This window comes from Paradesertivirga mongoliensis (assembly GCF_024436395.1).
Classification (GTDB): domain Bacteria; phylum Bacteroidota; class Bacteroidia; order Sphingobacteriales; family Sphingobacteriaceae; genus Paradesertivirga; species Paradesertivirga mongoliensis.
The window spans coordinates 256,181-280,720 of sequence record NZ_JAFMZO010000001.1; the positions used below are offsets into that span (position 1 = coordinate 256,181).

Below are 24,540 nucleotides of genomic sequence, written 5' to 3' on the forward strand. Positions count from 1 at the left end.
GACGGCAAACATTAGGTTTATAATACAAAAGCCCCAGATCTCTCTGAGGCTTGGTGGGAGATACTGGGTTCGAACCAGTGACCCTCCCGAACCTCCCAATCCAGAAGTTTTCCTGTAAAGCCAGAATGATTGGTATTATGTTTCTTTAATCGCTCGCTCACATCTGAGGTACAACCAACATAATATTTGTCCAATGATTGGGAATACAGAATATAGACGGCAAACATTAGGTTTATAATACAAAAGCCCCAGATCTCTCTGAGGCTTGGTGGGAGATACTGGGTTCGAACCAGTGACCCTCTGCTTGTAAGGCAGATGCTCTGAACCAGCTGAGCTAATCTCCCGTTTTTTATTTTATCTCTGCTTTCCAGTGACCCCCCCGACTCAAAGTCGGGATGCTCTGAACCAGCTGAGCTAATCTCCCTTTTGGGACTGCAAATATAGACGCATACGCCTATTATTCAAAATAAATTTTATAATAATTTTAATGGCCTTTTTTACAGATACTTAGTAAGCTCTGGCGACAAGGGGCTAACCCTTGAACGGAAGCGATGCACTAATTTTCCGTTCTCGTCAATCAAAAACTTCTCAAAATTCCAGGCAATATCGCCGGTAAAGTCGGGGTTTTCTGCCGAGGTTAAATACTTAAACAAGGCGTTCATATCCTCACCCTTCACACTCACTTTCTCCATCATCGGAAAAGTAACACCAAATTCCTTCGTGCAAAACTCCTTTATGGCGAGATTTGAGCCGGGCTCCTGGCCTTTAAAGTTATTGGCCGGAAAACCTATTACAACCAGTTTGCCTTTATACTGTTCTGACAACTTTTGCAGATCCGCATACTGCTTAGTATATCCGCATTTTGAGGCAGTATTAACGATCAAAAGCATTTTACCTTTGTACTTATTCAGATTAAAGGTCTTTCCATCAATCGTTTTAACTTTAAAATCGTGTACCGATTTAGGTGCCACGGCAAAGAACGTAAACAAAACAACTAGCAAGGTTTTCATATCCGGATTTGTTGGTATAAGAACAAAAATACCATTCACATCGTCAAAAAAAGAAACCGCCATGTAATTTTACTATGGCGGTTCCAACCTCACATCATTTAAATGCGCGTTTAATTAGCAGATAACCTGTTAAAGATCTTTCCAACAACCTTTGGAATATCATTAACCGCCTTCTCTGGGTTATTGACCGCTCCTTTGGCAACTCCTCTCCATATTACCTTTGACGAATTCCGATCAATTAGGTCGATTACAATGTTACCTTCCTCAAATTGCACTTTACGGGTCTCGGTTCCGGCATAGACAGGAAAAGGGCGATAATACTGATAATAATAAAACCGCCGGCCCTGGTAGTAACCCAATCTCGGAACATACCGTGCCGCAGGCTGATAATACACCGGATCGTTCACCACCCTGCTTTTATTATCTACCACCGCTGTATACCTGATCAATAAATCGGGCTTGCGGCTATTGACTTTAAATCCCCGGTTATTCAGCTCCCGGTTAACCGCAACAATCATTTTGTCTTCGGCAATGTCATTCTCATAATATTTACTCGCTTTCGATTCGCTGCCCGGCACCCAGGCATAGGTTTGATATTTGCTGATATCAACCTTATCGTTACTAACTGTGTAGAAATTATAAGAAGAGCATGCGGACAAGATCAGCGTAGCGAGCATCATTGAAAACATTAGCTTCCTCACTTTATCCATCCTTTCTGAAATTGTTTGTATACCCTCTAAACGCCAAAAGCTGCACTCAAAGCATACTGTTATGCGTTTGTTACAATTTATTCAGAAAGGTTAGGTGCCATTCGTTATAACAAAAGAAGCCGCTCCAAGTTATTGGAACGGCTTCAATCTGAAATATTTAATTTATTTATTTTACTTCTTCGAAATCTACGTCAGTAACCGTGTCTCCTGCATTGTTAGCCGATTGACCATTAGCGCCGGCTCCAGGGTTTTCAGCCTGTCCATCCGCACCACCAGTTGCTTTGTACATTTCTTCAGACGCAGCAGCCCAGGCGGCATTTAGTTCTGTTTGAGCACTTTCTATATCTGCGAGATTTCTGGCAGCATGCGCTGTTTTCAATTTAGCCAAAGAATCTTCGATAGGTCCTTTTTTGTCTGCAGAGATCTTGTCGCCATATTCTTTCAACTGTTTCTCAGTCGAGAATATCAGGGCATCAGCTGCGTTTAAAGTGTCTACTTCTTCCCTTGCTTTTTTATCCGCTTCGGCATTTGCTTCAGCTTCAGCTTTCATCTTTTGGATTTCTTCATCAGACAAGCCAGAAGATGCTTCGATACGGATCTTTTGCTCTTTGCCAGTAGCTTTATCTTTAGCTCCTACATGCAGAATACCGTTTGCATCAATATCAAAAGTTACTTCAATTTGAGGCACTCCGCGAGGCGCTGGTGGAATTCCGTCTAAGTGGAAACGGCCAATCGTACGGTTCTGATTTGCCATAGGGCGCTCACCTTGTAAAATGTGAATCTCTACAGAAGGCTGATTATCAGAAGCGGTTGAGAAGGTCTCAGATTTTTTAGATGGGATAGTCGTGTTGGCTTCAATTAATTTAGTCATCACACCGCCCATAGTTTCAATACCTAAAGAAAGTGGTGTAACATCAAGAAGCAATACATCTTTAACCTCACCGGTTAATACACCGCCCTGGATGGCAGCGCCGATTGCTACAACCTCATCGGGGTTAACTCCTTTTGATGGCTCTTTACCAAAGAATGATTTAACCGCTTCCTGAATTGCAGGAATACGGGTTGAACCACCTACTAAAATGATCTCATCAATATCTGAAGTTGAAAGACCAGCATTTTTCAAAGCAGAACGACAGGGCTCAATGGTACGTTTGATCAAGCTATCAGCCAATTGCTCGAATTTCGCTTTGCTCAAAGTACGAACAAGGTGCTTAGGTCCGCTTTGGTCGGCAGTGATATAAGGAAGGTTTATTTCTGTTTGATTAGAACTCGAAAGCTCAATTTTAGCTTTCTCAGCCGCTTCTTTTAAACGCTGCAGAGCCATTGCATCTTTTGCAAGGTCCATACCGTTTTCAGATTTAAACTCATCCGTCAACCAATCGATAATTACCTGATCGAAGTCGTCACCACCAAGGTGGGTATCACCATCAGTTGATTTAACTTCAAAAACGCCGTCACCCAGTTCCAGAACAGAAACGTCATGTGTACCGCCACCGCAGTCGAACACAACAATTTTCATATCCCTGTGAGCTTTATCCAAGCCGTAAGCTAAAGCCGCAGCAGTAGGCTCGTTGATAATACGTTTTACGTCTAAACCAGCTATTTCACCGGCCTCTTTCGTAGCCTGACGCTGAGCATCGTTAAAATAAGCCGGAACAGTAATTACTGCGCCAGTAACCTCATGACCTAAAAAGTCTTCGGCTGTTTTTTTCATTTTCTGCAAAATCATTGCAGAAATTTCCTGTGGAGTGTATTTACGGTCGTCTATTTCAACACGGGGAGTATTGTTATCGCCTTTTACAACAGTGTAAGGCACACGACTAATTTCTTTTGCTACTTCATTATGGCTGTTACCCATGAAGCGTTTGATAGAATAAATAGTCTTTTTAGGATTAGTGATAGCCTGACGTTTTGCTGGATCACCAACCTTCCGCTCACCATTCTCTACAAAAGCTACAATGGAGGGAGTGGTGCGCTTGCCTTCGCTGTTCGCGATAACAACCGGCTCATTACCTTCCATTACTGCTACACAGGAGTTAGTTGTTCCTAAGTCGATACCAATAATTTTTGACATGATATATAAGTTTTTTTGTTTTCAATAAATAATCATCAATGATTATCAAGCCTTATGCCAAGAGTTATATGCAAACAGTTTGACAGTCTTATGTCAACTTTCTCTGCAGATATAATGACATAGTGACAAAATGACCAAAAAAAAAGCCCCCTTTTTGAAAGGAGGCTTCTCACTGATGCAGTTTTTCTAATTCTTTTTTGTAGTAGTGGTCTTAGCCGGGGCAGCCTTCGCAGGAGCTTTCGCAGCTGGCTTTTTGGCAACCGGCTTAGCCGGGGAAGCCGGTTTCTTAGCAACCGGTTTTGAGGCTGGCTTTTTTGCAGCTGGAACTGTAAGCTTCTTCGCCCGCTTCACTTTTACCACTTCCAGATCGAATACCAACGTAGAAAAAGCCTGAATATCTTCACTCATTGCCTGCGGACCGTAAGCCAGTTGCGAAGGGATGATAAAAGTGGCCTTCGATCCTTCATTAAGCAAAAGCAAGCCTTCTTCCCAGCCCGGAATTACGCTTCCTTGCCCAAGAACTACACTAATGGGTTCGTATGTACGGCCGGGCTGTTCCAGTCCTGCCTTTTTTGCTTCTGCCTCAATACTTGAATCAAAGACTTTTCCCTGCAAGGTTTTGCCAACATAATTCACCAGTACAGTATCGCCTTTTACAGGCTTTGCTTTAGCAGACGGTTTGGTAATGATATATCGCAAATCGGACGCAGTTTTTATCGCGTTGATCTTGTTGTCAGCAATGTATTTTGCCAAGCCTTCTGCTTCCTTGCTTTTCAGGCCGTCCATCACCTTTTGCTGCTCTGCCATTGCCTCTTCCATAGACTGGATTTTGGCAATCTTGATTACGTAATGCAGCGAGCTTCCTTTTGGTAAAAAAGGCGGCCGTTGGCCCTCCATCTGCGGACCATTGAAAATAGAGTCGGTTGGTATAATTACCAAAGCGCTATCGTTCAAAGCAAGCAATGGAAAGAAGTCCATTAAATCTGCGATGTTCTTTGTTGGTGTTACCTGCAGCATTGCCGGCCGGTTTACTTCAAAAGAATTTACCAGTATCGAATCCTTATCCGTTTTCTGAAGAAAATTGAACGTTATAATGTCATTCAATTTAATTTTGGGCCCTGGATTGGCAGTATAGATTTTATACTGAAGCCCGTTGGGTAAGCGCTGCATCCCCGCATTTCCTTGTCCAAGCGCCTGTACCGATACTACCAGCAGCAATACAGCTATTATGTTTTTTATTTTCATGTGTGTAAAAAAAGCCCTCGTTAAAGGGCTTATATTTTCTTATTGTTGAGGCATTCCCGGAATCTGCATCGGCTGTGCCGGCGCCGATCCTGGCTTTGCTTTAATAATGTCAACTACCTCGATATCAAAAACGATAGGCATATATGGCGGAATTCCCTGGTTTCCCTGCTCACCGTAGGCAAGCTTTGAAGGAATAATGATAGTAGCTTTTGTTCCCTTTGGAAACAATAACAGTGCTTCATCAAATCCCGGAATAGTTCCGTTTAAACCAGCAGCAACTTTCATTGGCTCGTAAGGACGTTGAGCGTTGTAAATATTAGCTTTCTGCGCTATTGCTTTGATACTTGAATCAAATGCTTTTCCACTCAGGAACATTCCGGTATAGTCAAGCTTTACAGTATCACCTACAGCCGCCTTCGGACCTGTGCCTTGCTTTTTGATCACATACTGTAAGCCAGATGCAGTTACAGTCGGCTTCAAATCGTGCGAAGAGATATAACCGCTGATATTTCCTGCTTCTTTGTTCTTGGCTTTTTCAATTTCAGCTTTGTAAAACTGCTCTACTTTAGCCTGAAACTCAGGATCTGTCAATTTTCCTTTAGGAATTACTTTCTCAAGCTTGATGGTAAACAACATGTGTTTGCCTTTAGTATTGGTTGGCTTAGGCATTCCTTTAGCAACCATAGAATCGATGCTGATTTTGAAAGTAGCACTATCACCTTCGCTCAACATAGCAAGTCCATCGTAAATATCACCTTTGAAAGCTGCTTTTTGTTGTGGAATAAGGGCAACGCGTTCAGTATCGTAGGTGCTGGTTAATATAGAGTCTTCTTCAGTTTTCTGAATAAAGTGGATGGCAAGGAAGTCACCTTCTTTCACGGTAGCGCCCTCTTTATCCTCGTGAATAATGTATTGAAGGTCACCGGGGCCCTTTTTAAATTGCTTACATCCTGCTAATGTCAGAACAGCAAATCCTAAAACAACTAAATTTTTCTTCATTTTTATTTATAATATTAATAGACTTTTATAATCAGGCAAAATACCTTTAAATTCTGAAATTACCTCTTGTAAAGGCTTGTCCGAAGCACCTCCTGCAGCGTTCCGGTGTCCTCCACCATTAAAATATTTTTTACAAATCTCATTAGCAGGAAAATCGCCTGTCGACCGAAGCGAAAGTTTTACCTTATCGGGCCGTTCGATTATCAAAGCTGCTAATTTAATTCCATTTATAGTTAGTGCATAATTCACCAATCCCTCGGTATCACCGGTTTCTATCCCAAATCTATCAAGCTCATCTTGCGCCACACTAATCAGAGCAGTATTGTACTCTTCGAAAACCTCCAGTTTGTTCAAGAGGCAATATCCAAGAAAACGTAAACGACTTTCGGCGAAGTTATCGTATACCAACTGATGAATCTTTGAGTTCTCGGCTCCTCGTGCAATCAGATCTGCAACAATATGGTGAACAGCAGGCGTCGTGGTTGGAAAACGAAACGAACCCGAATCGGTCATAATTCCGGTATACAAACAGGTAGCTACATCTTTATTGATCAAATTCGGTTCCTTCATTATCGTTACGATAAAGTCGTAAACCAGCTGTGCAGTTGCACATGCGTTGATAGACCAATGCCGGTAATCATCGAAGTCTTCCGGTTCCAGATGGTGGTCGATCATTATCTTTTTCCCTTTTGCATTGCGAACCACCTCGCCCATCTCATTGATCCGCGAAAGTGTATTGAAGTCAAGGCAGAAGATTAAATCTGCTTCATCTATAATTTTATTTGCCTCCTGCTCCTTTTCAGTATAGATCAATACTTCTGGATTATTAGGAAGCCAATGCAGGAAAAATGGATAATCGGTGGGTGCAATAACGTAGACGTGGTGCCCCTTCTGGATCAAATAGTTATAAAGACCCAGGGATGAGCCCATTGCATCGCCATCAGGTTTGTGATGTGTTGTAATCACAATGTGCTGCGGGTAAGCCAATAAATCCTTAAGCGAGGTTAGTTCCAACATCTTTTAAAAAAAGAAACGCAAAGCTATCAAAAACCTTCGCGATACAAAATGCTTTATACAATAAGAATTTACTGATGCTAATCCACTAATAAACGAAAAATTAATCATCTCATAGATATTTTTATGCTGGCATTCCACATCAAATTTCAATTAAAAAGCTTTTCTTCAAGGGCATCTAAATAAAATTTATCTAAGTTTGCGGCGATTTTTCGAAACACTAAAACCAAAATGGCAACTAACAGAACATTTACAATGATTAAGCCCGATGCCGTGAAAAACGGACATACCGGAGCTATTTTAAACGATATTATTAAAGGGGGCTTCAAAATTGTGGCTATGAAATACACCAGCTTAACTAAAGAGACTGCTGGTGCTTTCTATGCGGTGCACAAAGAACGTGGCTTTTACGGAGAACTGGTAGACTTCATGTCTTCCGGACCTATCGTTGCTGCCATCCTTGAGAAGGACAACGCTGTGGAAGATTTTCGCAAGCTTATCGGGGCTACCGATCCTAAGAAAGCCGAAGTTGGAACTATCCGCAACAAATATGCCGAGTCAATTGAGGCAAACGCGGTACACGGTTCAGATTCTGACGAGAACGCGGAAATTGAAGGAAACTTTTATTTTTCTGCTTTAGAAAGATTCTAGGATTACAATCAGAAATTGAGAAAGGCAGAATAAGAGAATTATTCTGCCTTTTTTATATAAAAAACTTGGGCGTTGCCAGCTGTCCTCCGCTCTTGTCCACAACTGCTGGCCAGGCTTTCCGCTACAAGTCCTCTCCCGATAAAAGATCGGGATGCGGGCTTTTCGCTTCAATCCTTAACGCGGCCTCTTAAACAAAGATAATCTCATCCAACACCTTCGAGCCTGCCCGCTCATTCATCCGTTTTATAATTTCTGACCGGATCATCACCAGTTCATTTTTTAAGACCGACGATTCTACCCTGATAAATAATTTACGCTCGCGGATATAGAGCTGACTGGTGCGATTGGCCACCGCCTTGCCCATTAACTCGGGCCACGCAGCAATTAACGATGTTTCGTCAAACTTCCGTTTAAGTTTGTAGACATTAAGCAGTTGCTCAATTGCCTCTTTTAATGGCTTATCGTTATTTCTGCCCATTATTTTTTAACTGTGCCGTTTTCTATTTCAAAAATACTTAAGCCCACGCCAATTCCACTGAAAATTCTCTCTACTCGCTCAGAGCTGGTATCGGTAATAAAAATCTGTCCGAAATCTTCGTGCGATACCATTTGCATTAATTTGGTGATGCGCATTTCGTCCAACTTGTCAAAAATATCATCCAATAACAATAAGGGTTTAAACCCTTTTTTCTCGTTCAAATAAGAATACTGCGCAAGTTTCAGGGCAATTAAAAACGACTTTTGCTGCCCCTGCGAACCAAACTTTTTTAAAGGCATACCATGAACAGAGCATAGCAAATCGTCTTTATGGATTCCGGTTGTGGTTCGTTCCAGAACCCGGTCGCGCTCAACAGCCTTTTTTAGGAGAGCCGAAAAATCTTCTCTCGCCAACTGCGAATCATAAACCAGTTCCACCTGCTCGGCATCGTCGGTAAGATACTTATAATGGGATGCGAAAACAGGTAGAAAGCTATCCATAAAAACCCTTCGCTTTTCATAAATAATATTGCCCGAGGCTACTAACTGCTCATCGTAGATCTCTAACAGCTGGGCATCGTATCGGCCAGTCTGAGCAATGGAACGAAGCAACGCATTGCGGTTGGTCAGATTTTTATTGTAGATAATCAGCTCATCAAGGTAACGGTTATCTGTTTGTGAGATCACATTATCTATAAAGCGGCGACGCTCTTCGCTGCCTTCAATAATTATACTTATATCGTAAGGTGAGATCATTACCAGTGGGAACAATCCTATATGATCGGCCAGCCGCTGATACTCCTTCTTATTTCGCTTAAACTGCTTTTTTTGATTTCTCTTGAGTGAACAGGCGATAACATCTTCTCCACCCTGTCTGTCGAATGTGCCCTGAATCATAAAAAACTCAACGCCTTGCTTTATTTGCTGTGAATCAATAGGATTAAAGTAGCTTTTGCATAACGACAAATAATGGATGGCATCTAAAAGATTGGTTTTACCCGCACCATTATTTCCCGCAAAGGCATTTACCGAGGCAGAAAAATTCAATTCTGCTTCTTCGTAATTTTTAAAGTTTAAAAGAGAAATTTTTTGAAGCCACATAGCGCAAGAGACACAAAGTTACAGTTTAGATGGCATTCTGTTTTTTAAATTTAAAAGGGCTTGATTGTAAAGGCTAAAACTGTATTTTTGCAAACTTCAATTTTTAAAAACGCAAATGGCGACTAATCAAAAAGATACTATTACCCAGCCCGCTAAAACTGGCACCGGAAGCTTTGTGCAGGAGAACAAAAAGAGCTTAGCAGTGATTGGTGGCGCTATCGTAGCCCTGGTACTGCTGTATGTTGGCTATCAAAAACTCTACCTCGCTCCAAGAGCAGATAAAGCGGCGAATCAGATGTACAAAGCTGAAGAGTTTGTTGGTACAGATTCACTGGCTGACCGGGCTATTAAAGGCCATGGATCTTTCCCGGGTTTTGAACAGATTGCTGAAGAGTATTCAAATACAAAGTCGGCTAATCTTGCTAACGCGTATCTGGGAGGCTTGTATCTTAAAAAAGGCGAATTTAAAAAGGCAGCAGAGGTTTTGGGTAACTACAGCACCACAGGAAGCCCGGTAATCGATCCGCTTGTTTTTGGAATGCTGGGAGATGCATACACTGAACTCAAAGATTATAGCAAAGCTGAAACTTATTACAAAAAGGCTTCAGATAAAGGCTCGAACTCTTTCACCACACCGTTATTCCTTAAAAAACTTGGACTAGTTTACGAAGAGCAAAAAGACTATGATGCTGCTGTAGATGCTTATAAAGAAATAAAACAGGATTATCCTGAGAGCTATGAAGCATCTTTAATTGATGCCTATATCGCCCGTGCGGAAGCACGCCAGCAGCAATAGAAAAGTAATTTCCCACGCATAAAAAATGGTTATCCTGCTTGAGGATAGCCATTTTATATTTTAAACTCATGGCAACTCAACTTAAAAGCTTATCAGATTTTAGCCACACTACCATCCCCGATGGGCGAAAATACAGATTCGGGATAGTAACAGCCCAGTGGAATGCTGAAATTACCGGCGCTCTTTACAATGGTGCAGTTCTGTTATTGGAAAAACAGGGAGTGCTACCAGAAAATATTATAGAAATTACCGTACCGGGGAGTTTTGAATTAACTTCCGGCGCTGATATCCTGCTAAGTAAAAAAGATCTGGATGCGGTTATTTGTCTTGGCTGTGTGATTAAAGGCGAAACTCCGCATTTCGACTTTATCTGCAATGCTGTGGCGAACGGAATAAGCCAGGTCTCCATAAAATACAACAAGCCAGTAGTGTTTGGCGTGCTTACCACAAACACCCTTGAGCAAGCGCAGGCACGGGCTGGCGGAAAACATGGCAACAAAGGTGAAGAAGCGGCCGCTACTGCCTTGCTAATGGCCGATCTGCAAAAGAATTTAAACGATTGAAACTTATTAGTCTAACTTTCGTATTGTAGGAGAATTTTGATAATTTTACGCTCATTATGAAGAGACTAGCCCTTGCATTATTATTTTTATTTACCGCAGCTGCAACACTTGAATCTTGTTCAAGTAAAATTTGCCCTGCATACAACTCATACCCAAAAGCGAGAAGGGGCGCTAATTAATAGCCGTTTGTAATCTCATTCTCAAAATATCTTCATGCCTTAGGAGAATATACAATACCTGCCTATTTTTGAGTTTCTGTTTTATATGAATTGGATACCATTAGAAAGCATCGATCAACTGGAAGTAATAAAGCAAGCTCCGGGCCACAGCATTTTATTTAAACATAGCACACGCTGTTCCATCAGCCTTATGGCTAAAAGAAAGTTTGAATTCGAGTGGGATGCACTTCCGCCAGAAACTTCGCTTTATTTTTTAGATCTTCTCAAAAACCGCAATATTTCTGACGCCATCGCGGATATGTTCAAAGTGCATCATGAATCGCCCCAACTGTTGCTGATAAGGGATGGCGAATGTATTTATGAAAGTTCACACAGCGACATCTCAGCCGAGGAGACTGCCGAGCAAATGGCGGTGAATTCTTAAGCAAATCTTACTGATATTTAAACGTTATTATCTTCCTGATATCGGGATGCAGGCTGTAAAACACCGGACAGGTTTTAGCGGCATGCTCGAGAACAGCCTTTTCCTTATCTGAAAACGAATAAGGGAAGCTAACTTCTGCATGAATTTCGCTAACTCTTCGGGGCTCGGCGGCCATGATTTTGGTTATTGTACAAGTTGTTCCTTCAATATTCCAATCTCTTTCGCGGGCGGCGATACCCATGATGGTAAGCATACAATTGCCGAGCGATGTTGCAAGCAAATCTGTAGGAGAAAAAGCTTCTCCTTTTCCTTTATTATCAACTGGAGGATCTGTGATGATTTTTTCTCCTGATTGAAGATGGGTTGCTTCTGTACGTAAATCTCCTAAATATGTTATTGTTGAGGTAGCCATAGTATAAGTTAAAAGTGAAAATTCAAAAGTAAAAAAGCGCGGGCGATAAGCAACATGAACGAACGGAATTTAATACCATTACCAATCTTCTAAAATTCCCTTTCGAATTTGTGTTGAGGCACCCATAGGACAAGGTAAAGTGAAAATTCAAAAGTAAAAAAGTGCAGGCGATTAGCAACATGAATCGACAGAATTTAATACCATTGCCATATTTTGAATTTTCCCTTTTGAATTTTGACTTTTGAACTAACATCTCATATCTATCCGTTACCTTTGTACTATGATTGAATTGCCGGTTATTCCTGCAAACCAGACTGCACGCAGACCGAACTGGTTAAGGGTGAAACTACCTGTGGGAAAAGAATATGCGCATGTACGCAGCCTTGTTGATACTCATAAGCTTCATACTATTTGCGAAAGCGGCAATTGCCCGAATATGGGCGAGTGCTGGGGCGCCGGCACAGCCACATTTATGATACTGGGCAATATTTGTACGCGTTCATGCTCTTTCTGCGCCGTAGCTACCGGGAGACCCCTGGCTGTCGACATGGACGAGCCCAACCGGGTGGCTAATTCAATCAAATTAATGAACGTAAAACATGCGGTTATCACATCTGTAGATCGTGATGATTTAAAAGATGGTGGTTCCATCATCTGGGCAGAAACCATCAAAGCAGTAAGAAGAGAAAGCCCTGAAACCACTATGGAAACATTAATCCCTGACTTCAGAGGAATTTGGGATAATTTATACCGGGTTTGTGAAGAACGCCCCGAGGTAGTTTCACATAACATCGAAACTGTTAAACGTTTGACCAAGGAGGTTCGCATTCAGGCCAAATACGATCGCAGTATGGAGGCATTGAAAAGAATATCTGAGTTTGGGCTGAGAACCAAATCAGGCATTATGCTCGGCTTAGGCGAAACTGAAGAAGATGTTATCGAAACCATGCAGGATTTGGCGGATACCGGCGTTCATATCTTAACGTTAGGTCAATATCTACAACCCACTAAAAATCATCACCCGGTAATCGATTGGATCCACCCGGATCAGTTTGCCAGATACAAGGAAATTGGTCAGAAGATGGGATTCAAATACGTAGAAAGCGGTCCGTTGGTGCGCTCTTCATATCATGCCGAAAAGCATCTGTTCGACCAGGTTGTCTAAATCATTTTGCCTATTGCCTGCGGAATGTCCTTCAGGAGCGAACCTGCCGTCACGACATATGCCCTGTTTTGCGACGACAGTTCCTGCCCGGCTTTCCCATGAATAAACACCGCCAGATATGCAGCATCTTCCGGTTTATAGCCCTGCGCCAAAAAAGAAGTAATCATTCCTGTTAGTACATCTCCCATTCCTCCGCTCGACATTGCCGGCGTACCGGTAGGATTAAATACACACTTACCTTCTGGAGTAAATAATATGCTATATCGGTTCTTCAATATGATAATGCAATCAAGCTCTTTCGCCTTATTCATTCCTGTTTCGAGTCTCTCCCACCAATTGGAATGTTCACCAAAAAGCCGGTCGAACTCTTTGACATGCGGAGTTAACACCGATAGTTTGGGTACTAAATTCACCAAATCCGGATTAGACGCAAGAAGGTTTATGGCGTCAGCATCAAAAACTATCGGCTTCCTGAAGCTATTTAATGTCTGTTTCAAGACCAGTTTACTTTCGTCCGAAACACCAAGTCCCGGACCAATTGCAATGGCATTGTATTTTTCCCAGGCCAGATCAGCCGGAATTACATTTTTATAGCGCAAAGATGCCATAGCCTCGGGTATCCTGATATTTAATGCTGTAAGCCCTTCGGAAGGTATAGATGCTGTTGTAAGGCCAGTCCCCGTGTTTAAACAAGCTTCGGCACAAAGTAAAGCTGCTCCCATTGTTTGTATGCCGCCTGCCACAATTAAGGCGTGGCCGAAAGTTCCTTTATGGCTAAAAGGCTTGCGCTTTTTCAAGCGGCGTGTGATACTGCTGTCTGTAAGTATAGCATAAGGGGTTGAAAGAGCCTGAATAAACCCCTCATCAAGGCCAATATCAACAACTTCGAATCTTTTTATGCAAAGGGCAGAATCGGGAAGAAGGAAGTTGATTTTGGGGCGCTGAAAGCTTATGGTCAACTCAGACTTGACCGTTACATCATGCTTTGAAATCGGCCCTTCGGCTTTGAAGCCTGTAGGAATATCCACAGAAACAACGGTTCTTCCCAGGCTATTTAACCATTCTACCAGAGTAAGCCACTCCCCATCAAGCGGTTTATTAAGCCCGGTACCTAAAAGTGCATCGATTATGATTGACGCCTGCTCTTCCCGCAAATCAGCTATTTTTCTGAACTCATCGAATATTATTCCCTGCGACATCAACCTTGCAAGATTTCCGTCAAAGTCACTGGATGATTTGCCAGAAAAGCGAGCAATCTTCACGTCTACTCTGTAACCCGCACGGTATAGTAACCGGGCTATCGCCAAACCATCACCACCATTATTTCCTGTTCCACAGTACACCGCAATCGAACGCATTTTATCCGGATAATTTTTGATAAATGCCTCAGAAAACGCGAGAGCGGCGCGCTCCATCAAATCAATAGATTGCATCGACAGGTGCTGGATAGTGTATTTATCCGCTTGACGGCTTTGATCTGACGTTAAAAGATTGAGCATGCGTTCTAAACGTAAATGATTAAAGCTTGTTTAATAGCTCCCGGGATTTTGCGTAATTAACCGCATCTTCAGGAATTTTTTGCAACCAATACCGGGCACGCTCTTTATTTTCTTCCTTTAAAAAGCTTAGCGCGATATAAAAAGCCGCATCGTATTTGTAAACCGAAGTACCCGCATACAATTCTTCTAAAACTCCCCGAGCGGTCTCGGCGTCATCGGTTTCAACCAGAGTGATCGCATAGTAATATTGAACCATCGCATTAGCGGGATCTTTCTTATAAATTGGCTCCAGGGCAGCTCGCGCTTCAGAAAAGTCCTCTTTATTAAATGCCTTTACAGCTTTGGCCATTTGATCATCGTCACCCCCGCTCCGCTCTACCATTGCAATCATCTCAGTCTCTGCATATTCTTCGTACAAATTATTACGCCACGGTGCCCAAATTAAAAGTACTAAAAAAACAGCTGCTACAGCCGAAATCCAGGTTAAATAACGCTGCATTTGAATCAGCTTTGCTTCTTTCTTAAAATGTACGTTCCCGGCATTGCTCAATGTTTGTCTTAATTTACGATCATCCTCATCTTCTGTCAACTGCATTTTTAGGGAGCTATGGATATCATAATACCTGGAAAGAGCAGAACGCAGTCCTTCATCCCCCCGAAGTGCCTCCTCAAATTTAAGGCGCTCCCCGACTTCCATATCACCCTCTGCAAAACGGGCTACATCTTCCATACTATACATACTCATAGCTTTTAACTCTTGTTAATTAGTTTGATGAGAGCGGCCATGCATTCAGATTTTTTTTTCCTGAGATACCCATAGGTTACTCCAAGCTTTTCAGCAACTTTTTCCTGTGAGTCCGTATTCAAGCTTTCTTGAATAATTTCCTTACAGCGCTCACCCAGCTTTTCAAACATTAAGGCAAAATGTTTCGCTTCCTCAGCCTGCTTTTCAAGCAGTTCTGCTTCAGCAAAAACATCCTCTCCTACAGTTAATAAAGTGTCGTCGATATTTGTTACCTGTAAAACTGATTTTTTCTTTAACTCGTTAAGCCATTTCCGTTTACAAACCAATAAAAGAAAAGGCTCAAAAGGGCAGCTTAATTGAAACCCCTTATGCTTTGCCTGCTGGTAGATATCGATTAATGCCTCTTGCATGATATCCGCGGCATCGTTTTCGGAACCGCTATTGCTCAAAATATGTCGTTTGATCTTCCCTGCAAATTTCGCATAGATCTCCTGCACAACTTTCTGGTCGTTTTGAAGCAATGCCTCAATGTATCTGTGGTCTTCGTGCAGTTTTTTCAAGATTCCGAGATTCTAAGTTAAGTGCTTTTCGCCTGCGGTAAAATTTATTTTCTCCAAAGGGGGGTAACAAATTTCTGATCCGGCTGATATAGTTACAAATCAACCAAAACGGCGGATGCTGAAAAGCCGGAACAGAGTAAGCAGAAATATGAAAATACGATCACACGAACAACTAATAACAAAATGTCTGGTAAACCTGGCCCTGCTCTTAGCACTCAGCCTTATCATCCAGATCTTAATTATCAACTAACCATTAACGGCGGAAGCTGAAAAGCCAGAGAGTAAGCAAAAACAACAAAAATTAAAAACATGAAAAAGATCAATTTAATACCAGCCCTTATTTTAACAGTTGCATTAGTCTTTACTGCATGTAAGAAAGACAAAAATATTGTTGTCAGCAAAGCAAAAAATGCCAAAGAATTCGCAGAAAAGCTCGGTCCGCAGAAACAAACCGTATCTATGACAATTTCAACCGCTCCGCAAACCATTACTTTAAAAGGTGGAACCAAAATCACATTCCCTGTTGGCTCATTAACTAAAAACGGACTTCCCGTGACCGGCGAAGTAACAGTGGTTGCTTATGAAATGCTCAAAAGAAGCGCTGTGATTCTAGGGGGCACAAACACCAATCACATCTCTGGTGCTCCCCTCGTTTCGGATGGATTCATTTTTATCGATGTAAAAGCAAATGGCGAAAGTGTTGATAAAAACCTTGCCATTCCTGTTAAGGTAAGAATACCCGCAGAACGGGAAGGCGTGACTCAGCTATGGGAGGGCGTTCAGAATGACCAACAGCAAATGGCATGGCAGGCACCCAAACCCGCTAACGGAGCCGGACAACGTGAAGTTCAATCAACCCAGGGAGAATTTGCTTTTGATTTTGGAATGCTTGGATGGATTAACTGTGACGTGTTCTGGAGCTATTCTAATCCCAAAACTACTATGAGTGTAGAAATCCCTAATAATCCCGGCACCTTTGCCACTTTCCGTGGATTTTCCGGAGAAACCTTCGTTTTCTTTTGCGCCAAAGGAAGTAATGTTGCCGCTCAATTATATACTCCCGACGGCACCAGCAAGGTTAAAAGTTATGATAATGTAATGCCGGTGGGTGAAGAAGGCCGTTTGATTGCTTTCTCAATCAAAGACGGGAAGTACTACTTTGCTAAAAAAGATATCACCATTACTGCTAACCAAAACGAGAGCCTGGTTTTGGTGGAAACCACTGAAGCGAACGTTCAAACGGAAATCAATAACCTTGATAACTTCTAAATCTACTTTATTGAACACGTTAGCCCCCCAACACCGGTGCTTCTCTGCACCGGTGTTATTTGCGTTAATAATCTCTATATTTATTCAGCTAAACAGATGATGAGACACCTGGCTACTTTGATTTTTATTCTAATTGCGTGTGAAGCAAAGTCGCAGGTATTGCCGGCTGACACCATTCCTGCTGAAATTGCGGTGAGTATCGATAGCAGCAAAGTGCGATTCAATAGCAAACTAAGAGATTTAAGGCAAATTTCAGGAGCTCCCACGCCCTTCTACACTTACTTTTGGGAGTTTGGAGATGGGCATTTCAGCTTTGAGAAAGATCCGCTTCACCATTACCGTGATACCGGGACTTATGATGTAAGAGTCTATGCTACTAATAATTACGACGATGGAAAACCACCTCCAACTAAACCCAAAAAAATAAAAGCACCGAAAGCACCGCCAATTCAATATGCCTATAATAGCTTTAAATCTGGCGGGAGTATCGCACTTAAAACCAACAGAATGCCCAAGCCGGCCGAAGAAATGGTTCTGATTGTTGCCTATAGAAATAAACCGGAATGGAATATTGAGAATCTAAGTGGCAGGATAGCTATTTTGTACAATGAGAAACAGTTTAAGCAAAACAACTTCGTTTTAAACGATACCCGTAAGTACTATAATGAGGAAAAGACAGAGTTAAAAACCCTTCTTGCTTATACGCCATTAACAAAGGTGATAGAGGAAGATTGGAAACAAAAAGGCGGGCCCGCGAATGTGACGATCTTAAGACCTGCGGAAGACTCTCAATTGCTAAAAGAAAAAGCGGACCTATTCAGGAATGCAGAAGTCTGGAAATTTCAGAATTTGAAGAAAGGGGAAGAACGTTTTATGTTTCTTTCATTAAATACAACACCAGAAATGCTGCAGGACACCAATGCTGTAGTAACCATTTCGGCTGTCTTTATTCCCGACGACCCCTTAGTTGAACATGAACTTACAGACTTGCAATTGCAAATTGTAGCCTCTCATGATCCAAACAAAATGATGCTGAAAAACCGCCGGATGAATTATCGCTTCACCGGAAAAAACCGCGAACTCGCTTACAAGGTTCGCTTTCAAAATACAGGGGAAGGACCTGCAAAAAAGGTTGCCATTGGAGTACGTACTGCCGGCATACTTGATCTGTCTTCCTTAAAAATAACCGGCTCCCAACCTAATTGCATCCCCTGCGATTCTGCATATACGAACCAAAGCTGCCTGGATACAGTAATATTAAAAGACAGCGTGGTATTTGTATTCAAAAACATTTATCTGCCAGGTGTTAAGCAGAAAGGTGTATCGGATGTCGATTCAACCATGGGGCACATTGAATATTCCGTAAAGTTTAAAAAGAAGCCCAGGAAAGTACCGTTTGATAGCCAGGCAGCTATTGTGTTTGATAAAAATGAACCCATCTATACTAATCGATCCGTGGGCAGGTTTAAACCAGGACTTTCGCCGTCGCTGATAGCTGTATATGGCTCACAGTTGAATAAAACTCAGGCTATTAATCTTGGGAATAAAAACTTTAGCCTGGGGCTGAGTATTGCACCTTTTGCACCTCATCGTAAATATCTGCAATGGGAAATTTATGCAAGCAGTTATAACGAGGCTGAAACATTCCTGGGACGACAGGAGGGCGTCGGAGACACTGTCATCAATCGCATAGGATATAAAATTAATTATCGTGAGCGCTTCCAAAAAACTAAAATGGTTTCTGTGGATGTAGTGCCGGCTCAACTACGCTATAACTTAAACTCATTTGTCGGCTTTGGCGCAGGAGCACTTGTATCGCTAAACTTTAAAACATCCGGAGAGAGAACACAAAACACCTATGCGCAAACGCAGGGAGCCCAGGGCAGACTCGAAAATACGGTTTTCACCGCTACAGTAAAGGAAGACTTAAAAGGAATAGACCACTGGACAACAACACTTTTTGCCGATGTACAAATTGGCAGAGTACGCGTCGGGCCAGCGCTCGGACTACGTTACCTTCATTCGTTAAACATTAGCGACAGACGGATTTCAACTTATCTTACGTGGAAATTTTAGCAAATGCGAGCGATATGCCTGTTTATTTTTCTGGCAATTTTTCAAATGGCATATGCCCAGACCCACTCACGCCAGGAACTGGATTCTACTCTGGAGAACCTGAAAAAGCAGGATAAGTTAAGCGAATGGATTTACCAGCGCATTGCGTACAGCGCTGAAAAGCCCGAAGAGCGTCTGCCTTTTTTAATGGCGACAGCCGGTGAAACCTGGAGAAAACCCAAAACCAATCACGAACTCGAAGCCTCGCTCAATCTTCTGATTAATCAGGGCTATTATCAACTCTATACGGGCAACGTTCTGCAATCCATCGAAGAATATGAAAGAGCCCATGCCTTCTATCAAAAAAGGCCCCTGGACTTAGACGTGGTAGAGTATGTTCTAAAACCACTCGGCAATAATTATACCCGCTTAGGAGATTATACCAACGCTATTTTCATTCAAAAGAAGAGCCTCGAGATTGCCCGGAGAAATCGGGATAGTCTGTCTGTAGCCTCTGTTTATAACAACCTGGCAATCTCTTATAAATCAATGGGCGACCTAAAACAAGCTGCTGATATGTGCCTTAAGGGGTTTAGCTATTTAACCAAAAACAGTCCTCTAAAGGGCCTGTTAAACAGCACTCTTGCCGACGTGCAGTTTGAATTGGGAGAGATGGAAAAATCCTCCGCAAGCATTACAGAAGCACTAGACATTTTGTCGCGGGATAAACAGGACTCGTATACAGCTTATTGGCTGCTAAGCGCCTATACTTTAGCGGGAAATATCGAACAACAAAGAGGCAGTTTCGCCAAATCCAGGAAATACTACCAACAAGGATTACAATTAATTGAGGAGAAGTTCAGGGGTGGGCGACGGCGAGAAAAAGCTAACCTGCTTGTCCAAACCGGGAACATCTTAATTAAGATTGAACAACCGGCTGCTGCTTTGGTCGCATACAATCGGGCCCTGCAAACGCTTCTGCCAGAGTTCAGAAGTTCCGCCATCGAAAGTTTGCCCGCTGAGAATAGCTTATATGGCGAGAACCGCCTCTATGATGCATTGGAGGGTAGAGCGAATGCCTTGTTAGAGCTGAACAAAAATGAGCCGGCACTGTCTAACTTTTTGCTTGCCTTAAAAGCTGGCAGTAAAGCACGTGTTGAATTCTCTGATGTGGCAGACAGGCTATATTATCAGAAACAATCTAAAAGGTTAGCAGAAAAAGCAATAAACACCGCCTTTGCTCTTTGGCAGAAAACCGGGCAAGAAAAATATTCGGCACTTATTTTACGTCTGACGGAACAAACTAAATCCAGAACGCTATCAGAACATATTGAGCGAAACAGACAACTACTTTCCAATACAAACAATCCCTTATTAAAGCAACATTCAGCACTAAAACGCGCGATTGCTTATTACGAAAAAGAGTATTTATTGAATAAAAAACCCTCCATTTCACATAACAAAGAAGAGGTACAACACAAGCTGTCATTGCTTGAAAAGGAGATTAGAAAAAAATATCCCTCATGGAATAAATCGATGGATAAGGCCGAGTCTTCATTTGAGAAAGTTATAAACGAGATCCCACTGGGAACCAGAGTATTAAATTTCTTTTGGGGAACGGAGAACGTATATCTTGTCACAGCATCCACAGGACGCATTGATACTATCATTAAAATTGCAAATGCACCACGGTTAAACCGGATGATCTCCGATTACGTGGAAAGGTATTTCAGGCGGGGAGCAGCGGCAATGACGAATCATCCCGAAAAATTTTATTCGGAATCACAGGTGATATATAAACAGTTGTTGCTACCTGGCTTACGCGGTATAAAACAAAAAAAGATATTGATCATCGCTGATGATATTCTTGGTTACCTGCCCTTTGAATCATTAATTACCCCTGGCAGGTACTCGCCTAACATTTCAAAATGGCCTTTCTTGCTCAAAAAGCATCCGATTGGTTATGCTTATTCACTCCAAACATGGCTATCAGCATCTTCCCAAAAATCGTCAAACCCAACATTCAGTGGCTTTTTTATCTCGAAGGCAGAGGGAGGTCCGCCAATCCCTGCGGTTGAGGAAGAAGCCAGAAACCTTGAGCACCTTATTCAAGGATCTCAATTTATAGATAAGGAAGCTACCGTAAAGAACTTCAGCCAAGCGCTTAGCACTTCATCATCTTTGCACCTCAGTACACATTCTTATCTGTTCGGCAAAGAGAAGGAACCAGTATTGCAATTATCCGATGGAAAATTCTTCCTGTTTGAATTATCGGCACAAACAAAGGTCCCCGGACTGGTAGTATTGAGTGCTTGCGGTACCGCAGACGGAGCCATGGCTACAGGCGAGGGCATACTTAGCTTATCAAGAGGTTTTACAGCCGCAGGGACTGCAGGTGTGGTTGCGGGTTTATGGAATATCAACGATGCATCCTCAGCACAGTTAATAACGAGCTTTTATAGTAAACTCCAGAAAGGGAACGACGCCTCAACAGCACTGCATCAGGCAAAGCTTGATTGGATCTCCCAACAGCACAGCAATCATGCCTTACTTCTCCCCTATTATTGGAGCAGTTTGATTTATATCGGTAAACCCCAGACGATTAATCTGAAACCTGCTGCAAGCTACAGCTGGACATATTGGACACTATCACTCTTCACACTAGCAATTTTCGCCGGATTTTTGATGCGGCGAAAGAGCAGATCCTCAAAAGAATGAATGTGAAGCGTCGAGTTTCTCAACCTTATCTTCCCATCTCCACTTTTAAAAACTTACCGGTATGGCTGTTTTTCACTTTGGTCAGATCATCCGGCGTTCCGGCAAACAATATCTGGCCACCACCCGAACCACCTTCCGGCCCCAGATCGATCACCCAGTCTGAAACTTTTACTACATCCAGATTATGTTCAATAACCAAAACCGTATTGCCATGATCAACCAGACGATTCAGCACTCCAAGCAAGACATTGATATCCTCGAAATGCAGCCCCGTAGTTGGTTCATCCAGAATATAAAAGGTTTTTCCAGTGTCTTTTTTCGAAAGCTCTGTAGCAAGTTTTACACGCTGCGCCTCTCCTCCCGACAAAGTGGTGGATGACTGACCGAGTTTGATATAACCAAGACCGACATCGAACAAGGTTTTGATCTTGCGATAAATAGATGGAATAGGTTCAAAAAATGCCACGGCATCTTCAATACTCATATCCAGTACATCGCTGATCGATTTTCCGCGATATCGTACTTCCAAAGTCTCTCGATTATAGCGTTTCCCCTGGCATTCTTCACATGGCACCTGCACATCCGGAAGGAAATTCATTTCAATCACCTTCATTCCCGCACCCTGACAGGTTTCACATCTCCCTCCTTTTACGTTAAAAGAAAAACGGCCTGGCTTATATCCTCTTATTCTCGCTTCGGGCAAGCCGACAAAGAGGTTCCTGATATCAGAAAACACCCCCGTATAGGTCGACGGGTTTGAACGCGGAGTTCTCCCGATCGGAGTCTGATCTATCTCTATCACTTTGTCGATATGTTCCAATCCCTCAATCTTCTTGTAAGGAAGTGGTGTCTTTTTAGCTCTGAAAAAGTGGTGATTTAAAATAGGATATAAGGTCTCTGCGATTAAGCTTGATTTCCCGCTTCCGGATACCCCGGTAACACTGATAAATTTTCCCAGAGGAATTTCCAGAGTGACATTTTTAAGATTGTTTCCGGTAGCATTCTTTAACACTAAGGACTTACCAGTTCCTTCGCGCCGCTTAGCAGGTACCGCAATCTCTCTGGCTCCGCTTATATAATCATTGGTTAAAGTTTTACCTTTTGTGAAATCTTTGGGATGTCCTGCAGACACTACTTCTCCGCCATGTACCCCCGCTGCCGGCCCCATATCGATTACATAATCTGCTTCGAGGATCATATCCTTGTCATGCTCTACTACCAGTACAGAATTTCCGATATCCCGAAGATTCTTCAATGCGGAAATTAAACGTGCGTTGTCTCTTTGATGAAGACCAATACTTGGCTCATCAAGAATATAAAGAACATTAACTAGTTGAGACCCAATTTGAGTTGCCAGCCGGATCCGTTGAGCTTCACCGCCAGAAAGCGTTTTTGCAGTCCGGTCAAGTGTAAGGTAAGTAAGTCCCACGTCGATCAAAAACCCGATGCGTGAGCGAATTTCTTTTAGTATTTCCTTGGCAATAACATTCTGCCGTTCGGTTAAACGCTCTTCTATACCATCAAACCACACCGCCAGATTGGAAATATCGAGAGTTGCCAGCTCGAAAATATTTTTTTCATCTACTTTAATATGAAGAGATTCTTTCTTCAAACGCGCTCCGGAGCATTCGGGACAAGTGCGCAAAACACGATAGTTCTCCAAATCTTCAGCCGCCTCTTCCCCACGTTTTTCGGTTTGCTCCTCGAGCATTTTAATAATCCCGTCAAACGTTATCTGATAGTTCTGAACGTTCCATTTATTATACTCCACCGGAACGGTGATGATCTCTTCAGCTCCGTTTAAAATAATATTGATAATTTCTTCCCCTAACTTTTCGATTGGAGTCGACAAAGAAAAATTGTATTTTTTAGAAAGCGCCTTCAGGATATGGAACATCCAGGTCTCGCGGTATTCACCCAAAGGTGCCAGACCGCCCTGAACAATACTTAGTTTAGGATTGGGGATGATTGCGTTCGTATCAATTTCAAAAATATATCCCAGGCCGCTACATTTAGTACAGGCACCATAGGGAGAATTAAAGGAAAAAGTATTGGGCTGCGGCTCATCATAGGAAATCCCCGAAACCGGATCCATTAGGTATTTACTGAAAAAAAACTCGTGGTTATCCTGGTCGGAGATTTTGATAATGCCTTTGGCTGTCTTTAATGCGGTTTGTATAGAGGTATAAAGCCGCTTTTTATCGCTTTCGCTGACGATCAGGCGATCAATAACCATCTCTATATCGTGAATCTTATAACGATCTACCTGCATTTTAGGAACGAGGTCCATTATTTCGCCGTCCACCCGGACCTTCAAAAACCCTTGCTTCCTTATTTGCTCAAACAGCTCCCGGTAATGCCCTTTCCGCCCTTTAACCACTGGCGCAAGTACGTTTATCGCTTTGCCATCGAATCGCTCCAAAACATTTTTGAACATCTGCTCTTCAGACATTCGCTCCATTTTTTCTCCGGTTACGTAAGAATACGCTTCTCCTATCCGCGCAAAAAGTAAGCGCATGAAATCGTAAATCTCTGTAATAGTACCAACGGTGGAGCGAGGATTTTTAGAAGTTGTTTTTTGTTCGATGGCAATAACCGGACTTAGCCCAGAAATCTTATCTACGTCGGGCCGTTCCATACCGCCTAAAAACTGGCGTGAGTATGCACTAAAAGTCTCCATATAGCGGCGCTGACCTTCGGCATAGATAGTATCAAAAGCCAAAGACGATTTGCCGCTTCCACTTAAACCGGTGATGACCACCAGCTTATTCCTGGGAAAAGAAACATCTATATTTTTGAGATTATGAACCCTGGCCCCGTAAACTTCTACTTCACTTTGCTCGCCAAGGTCTGGAGTAGCTATATCCATAAATT

At 42.4% G+C, this 24,540-nt stretch carries 22 protein-coding genes and 1 tRNA gene; 8 read left to right on the forward strand and 15 right to left on the reverse strand.

The window, feature by feature from the left end:
• Positions 1-17 precede the first annotated feature (17 nt).
• The 8 genes from J3P43_RS00785 to J3P43_RS00820 all read right to left on the reverse strand — a co-directional run bounded on the left by J3P43_RS00785 (position 18) and on the right by J3P43_RS00820 (position 7,055).
• Positions 18-227: a GIY-YIG nuclease family protein gene (locus J3P43_RS00785; RefSeq protein ID WP_255897905.1), complete on the reverse strand. Its 210-nt coding sequence runs from the start codon at positions 225-227 to the stop codon at positions 18-20.
• A 39-nt stretch (positions 228-266) separates the two neighbouring features.
• A tRNA-Val gene (locus tag J3P43_RS00790) sits at positions 267-344 on the reverse strand.
• Between the two features lie 153 nt (positions 345-497).
• Positions 498-1,010 carry a glutathione peroxidase gene (locus tag J3P43_RS00795; protein ID WP_255897908.1) on the reverse strand — a complete coding sequence of 171 codons (513 nt, stop codon included), beginning with the start codon at positions 1,008-1,010 and terminating at the stop codon, positions 498-500.
• Positions 1,011-1,120: 110 nt separating this feature from the next.
• Positions 1,121-1,720, reverse strand: coding sequence for a DUF4136 domain-containing protein (locus tag J3P43_RS00800; protein WP_255897910.1), 600 nt, complete (start codon positions 1,718-1,720; stop codon positions 1,121-1,123).
• Positions 1,721-1,886: 166 nt separating this feature from the next.
• Positions 1,887-3,794 carry a molecular chaperone DnaK gene (gene dnaK, locus J3P43_RS00805; protein WP_255897920.1) on the reverse strand — a complete coding sequence of 636 codons (1,908 nt, stop codon included), beginning with the start codon at positions 3,792-3,794 and terminating at the stop codon, positions 1,887-1,889.
• A 186-nt stretch (positions 3,795-3,980) separates the two neighbouring features.
• Positions 3,981-5,039 (reverse strand): FKBP-type peptidyl-prolyl cis-trans isomerase, encoded by a 1,059-nt coding sequence (locus tag J3P43_RS00810; RefSeq protein WP_255897922.1) that lies wholly within the window; start codon positions 5,037-5,039, stop codon positions 3,981-3,983.
• Positions 5,040-5,078: 39 nt separating this feature from the next.
• Complete coding sequence (locus J3P43_RS00815; RefSeq protein WP_255897924.1) at positions 5,079-6,038, reverse strand: FKBP-type peptidyl-prolyl cis-trans isomerase; 960 nt, start codon at positions 6,036-6,038, stop codon at positions 5,079-5,081.
• Between the two features lie 6 nt (positions 6,039-6,044).
• Positions 6,045-7,055 (reverse strand): DHH family phosphoesterase, encoded by a 1,011-nt coding sequence (locus J3P43_RS00820; protein ID WP_255897932.1) that lies wholly within the window; start codon positions 7,053-7,055, stop codon positions 6,045-6,047.
• Positions 7,056-7,283: 228 nt separating this feature from the next.
• Here J3P43_RS00820 and J3P43_RS00825 point away from each other — a divergent pair, with 228 nt between their 5' ends.
• Complete coding sequence (locus J3P43_RS00825; RefSeq protein ID WP_255897935.1) at positions 7,284-7,703, forward strand: nucleoside-diphosphate kinase; 420 nt, start codon at positions 7,284-7,286, stop codon at positions 7,701-7,703.
• A gap of 187 nt (positions 7,704-7,890) precedes the next feature.
• Here the strand turns inward: J3P43_RS00825 and J3P43_RS00830 are convergent, their stop codons facing one another.
• A complete protein-coding gene (locus J3P43_RS00830; protein WP_255897937.1) occupies positions 7,891-8,181 on the reverse strand; it encodes a DciA family protein in 291 nt (96 codons plus the stop codon).
• Positions 8,181-9,281: a DNA replication/repair protein RecF gene (recF, locus tag J3P43_RS00835; protein ID WP_255897939.1), complete on the reverse strand. Its 1,101-nt coding sequence runs from the start codon at positions 9,279-9,281 to the stop codon at positions 8,181-8,183. Before recF ends, J3P43_RS00830 begins: the two co-directional genes overlap by 1 nt.
• Positions 9,282-9,396: 115 nt before the next feature.
• Here recF and J3P43_RS00840 point away from each other — a divergent pair, with 115 nt between their 5' ends.
• The 3 genes from J3P43_RS00840 (at position 9,397) to ytxJ (ending at position 11,243) form a co-directional block, all read left to right on the forward strand.
• The gene (locus J3P43_RS00840; protein ID WP_255897941.1) at positions 9,397-10,077 is read left to right on the forward strand and encodes a tetratricopeptide repeat protein; all 681 of its coding nucleotides are present in this window, start codon (positions 9,397-9,399) and stop codon (positions 10,075-10,077) included.
• 68 nt (positions 10,078-10,145) lie between these two features.
• Positions 10,146-10,640, forward strand: coding sequence for a 6,7-dimethyl-8-ribityllumazine synthase (gene ribH / locus J3P43_RS00845; protein ID WP_255897943.1), 495 nt, complete (start codon positions 10,146-10,148; stop codon positions 10,638-10,640).
• A 264-nt stretch (positions 10,641-10,904) separates the two neighbouring features.
• The gene (ytxJ, locus tag J3P43_RS00850; RefSeq protein WP_255897954.1) at positions 10,905-11,243 is read left to right on the forward strand and encodes a bacillithiol system redox-active protein YtxJ; all 339 of its coding nucleotides are present in this window, start codon (positions 10,905-10,907) and stop codon (positions 11,241-11,243) included.
• 7 nt (positions 11,244-11,250) lie between these two features.
• Here ytxJ and J3P43_RS00855 read toward each other — a convergent pair whose 3' ends face one another.
• Positions 11,251-11,655: an OsmC family protein gene (locus J3P43_RS00855; RefSeq protein WP_255897956.1), complete on the reverse strand. Its 405-nt coding sequence runs from the start codon at positions 11,653-11,655 to the stop codon at positions 11,251-11,253.
• 280 nt (positions 11,656-11,935) lie between these two features.
• On the opposite strand from J3P43_RS00855, the gene lipA reads away from it, so the two are divergent.
• On the forward strand, positions 11,936-12,820 hold the full coding sequence (lipA, locus tag J3P43_RS00860) for a lipoyl synthase (RefSeq protein WP_255897958.1): 885 nt from the start codon (positions 11,936-11,938) through the stop codon (positions 12,818-12,820).
• On the opposite strand, the gene J3P43_RS00865 is transcribed toward lipA, so the two are convergent.
• The 3 genes from J3P43_RS00865 to J3P43_RS00875 are packed head-to-tail and all read right to left on the reverse strand — an operon-like array spanning position 12,817 to position 15,624.
• Positions 12,817-14,319 (reverse strand): NAD(P)H-hydrate dehydratase, encoded by a 1,503-nt coding sequence (locus J3P43_RS00865; protein ID WP_255897960.1) that lies wholly within the window; start codon positions 14,317-14,319, stop codon positions 12,817-12,819. The two genes, lipA and J3P43_RS00865, sit on opposite strands and share 4 nt — an antisense overlap.
• 19 nt (positions 14,320-14,338) lie before the next feature.
• Complete coding sequence (locus J3P43_RS00870; protein ID WP_255897961.1) at positions 14,339-15,064, reverse strand: YbbN family protein; 726 nt, start codon at positions 15,062-15,064, stop codon at positions 14,339-14,341.
• Between the two features lie 5 nt (positions 15,065-15,069).
• The gene (locus tag J3P43_RS00875) at positions 15,070-15,624 is read right to left on the reverse strand and encodes an RNA polymerase sigma factor (RefSeq protein ID WP_255897963.1); all 555 of its coding nucleotides are present in this window, start codon (positions 15,622-15,624) and stop codon (positions 15,070-15,072) included.
• Positions 15,625-15,933: 309 nt separating this feature from the next.
• On the opposite strand from J3P43_RS00875, the gene J3P43_RS00880 reads away from it, so the two are divergent.
• The 3 genes from J3P43_RS00880 to J3P43_RS00890 all read left to right on the forward strand — a co-directional run bounded on the left by J3P43_RS00880 (position 15,934) and on the right by J3P43_RS00890 (position 21,666).
• Complete coding sequence (locus J3P43_RS00880) at positions 15,934-16,893, forward strand: hypothetical protein (protein WP_255897965.1); 960 nt, start codon at positions 15,934-15,936, stop codon at positions 16,891-16,893.
• Between the two features lie 96 nt (positions 16,894-16,989).
• Complete coding sequence (locus tag J3P43_RS00885; RefSeq protein WP_255897967.1) at positions 16,990-18,969, forward strand: PKD domain-containing protein; 1,980 nt, start codon at positions 16,990-16,992, stop codon at positions 18,967-18,969.
• Positions 18,970-18,972: 3 nt separating this feature from the next.
• On the forward strand, positions 18,973-21,666 hold the full coding sequence (locus tag J3P43_RS00890) for a CHAT domain-containing protein (protein ID WP_255897969.1): 2,694 nt from the start codon (positions 18,973-18,975) through the stop codon (positions 21,664-21,666).
• Between the two features lie 25 nt (positions 21,667-21,691).
• Here J3P43_RS00890 and uvrA read toward each other — a convergent pair whose 3' ends face one another.
• Positions 21,692-24,535, reverse strand: a complete 2,844-nt coding sequence (gene uvrA, locus J3P43_RS00895; protein WP_255897980.1) for an excinuclease ABC subunit UvrA — start codon at positions 24,533-24,535, stop codon at positions 21,692-21,694.
• Between the last annotated feature and the right edge of the window lie 5 nt (positions 24,536-24,540).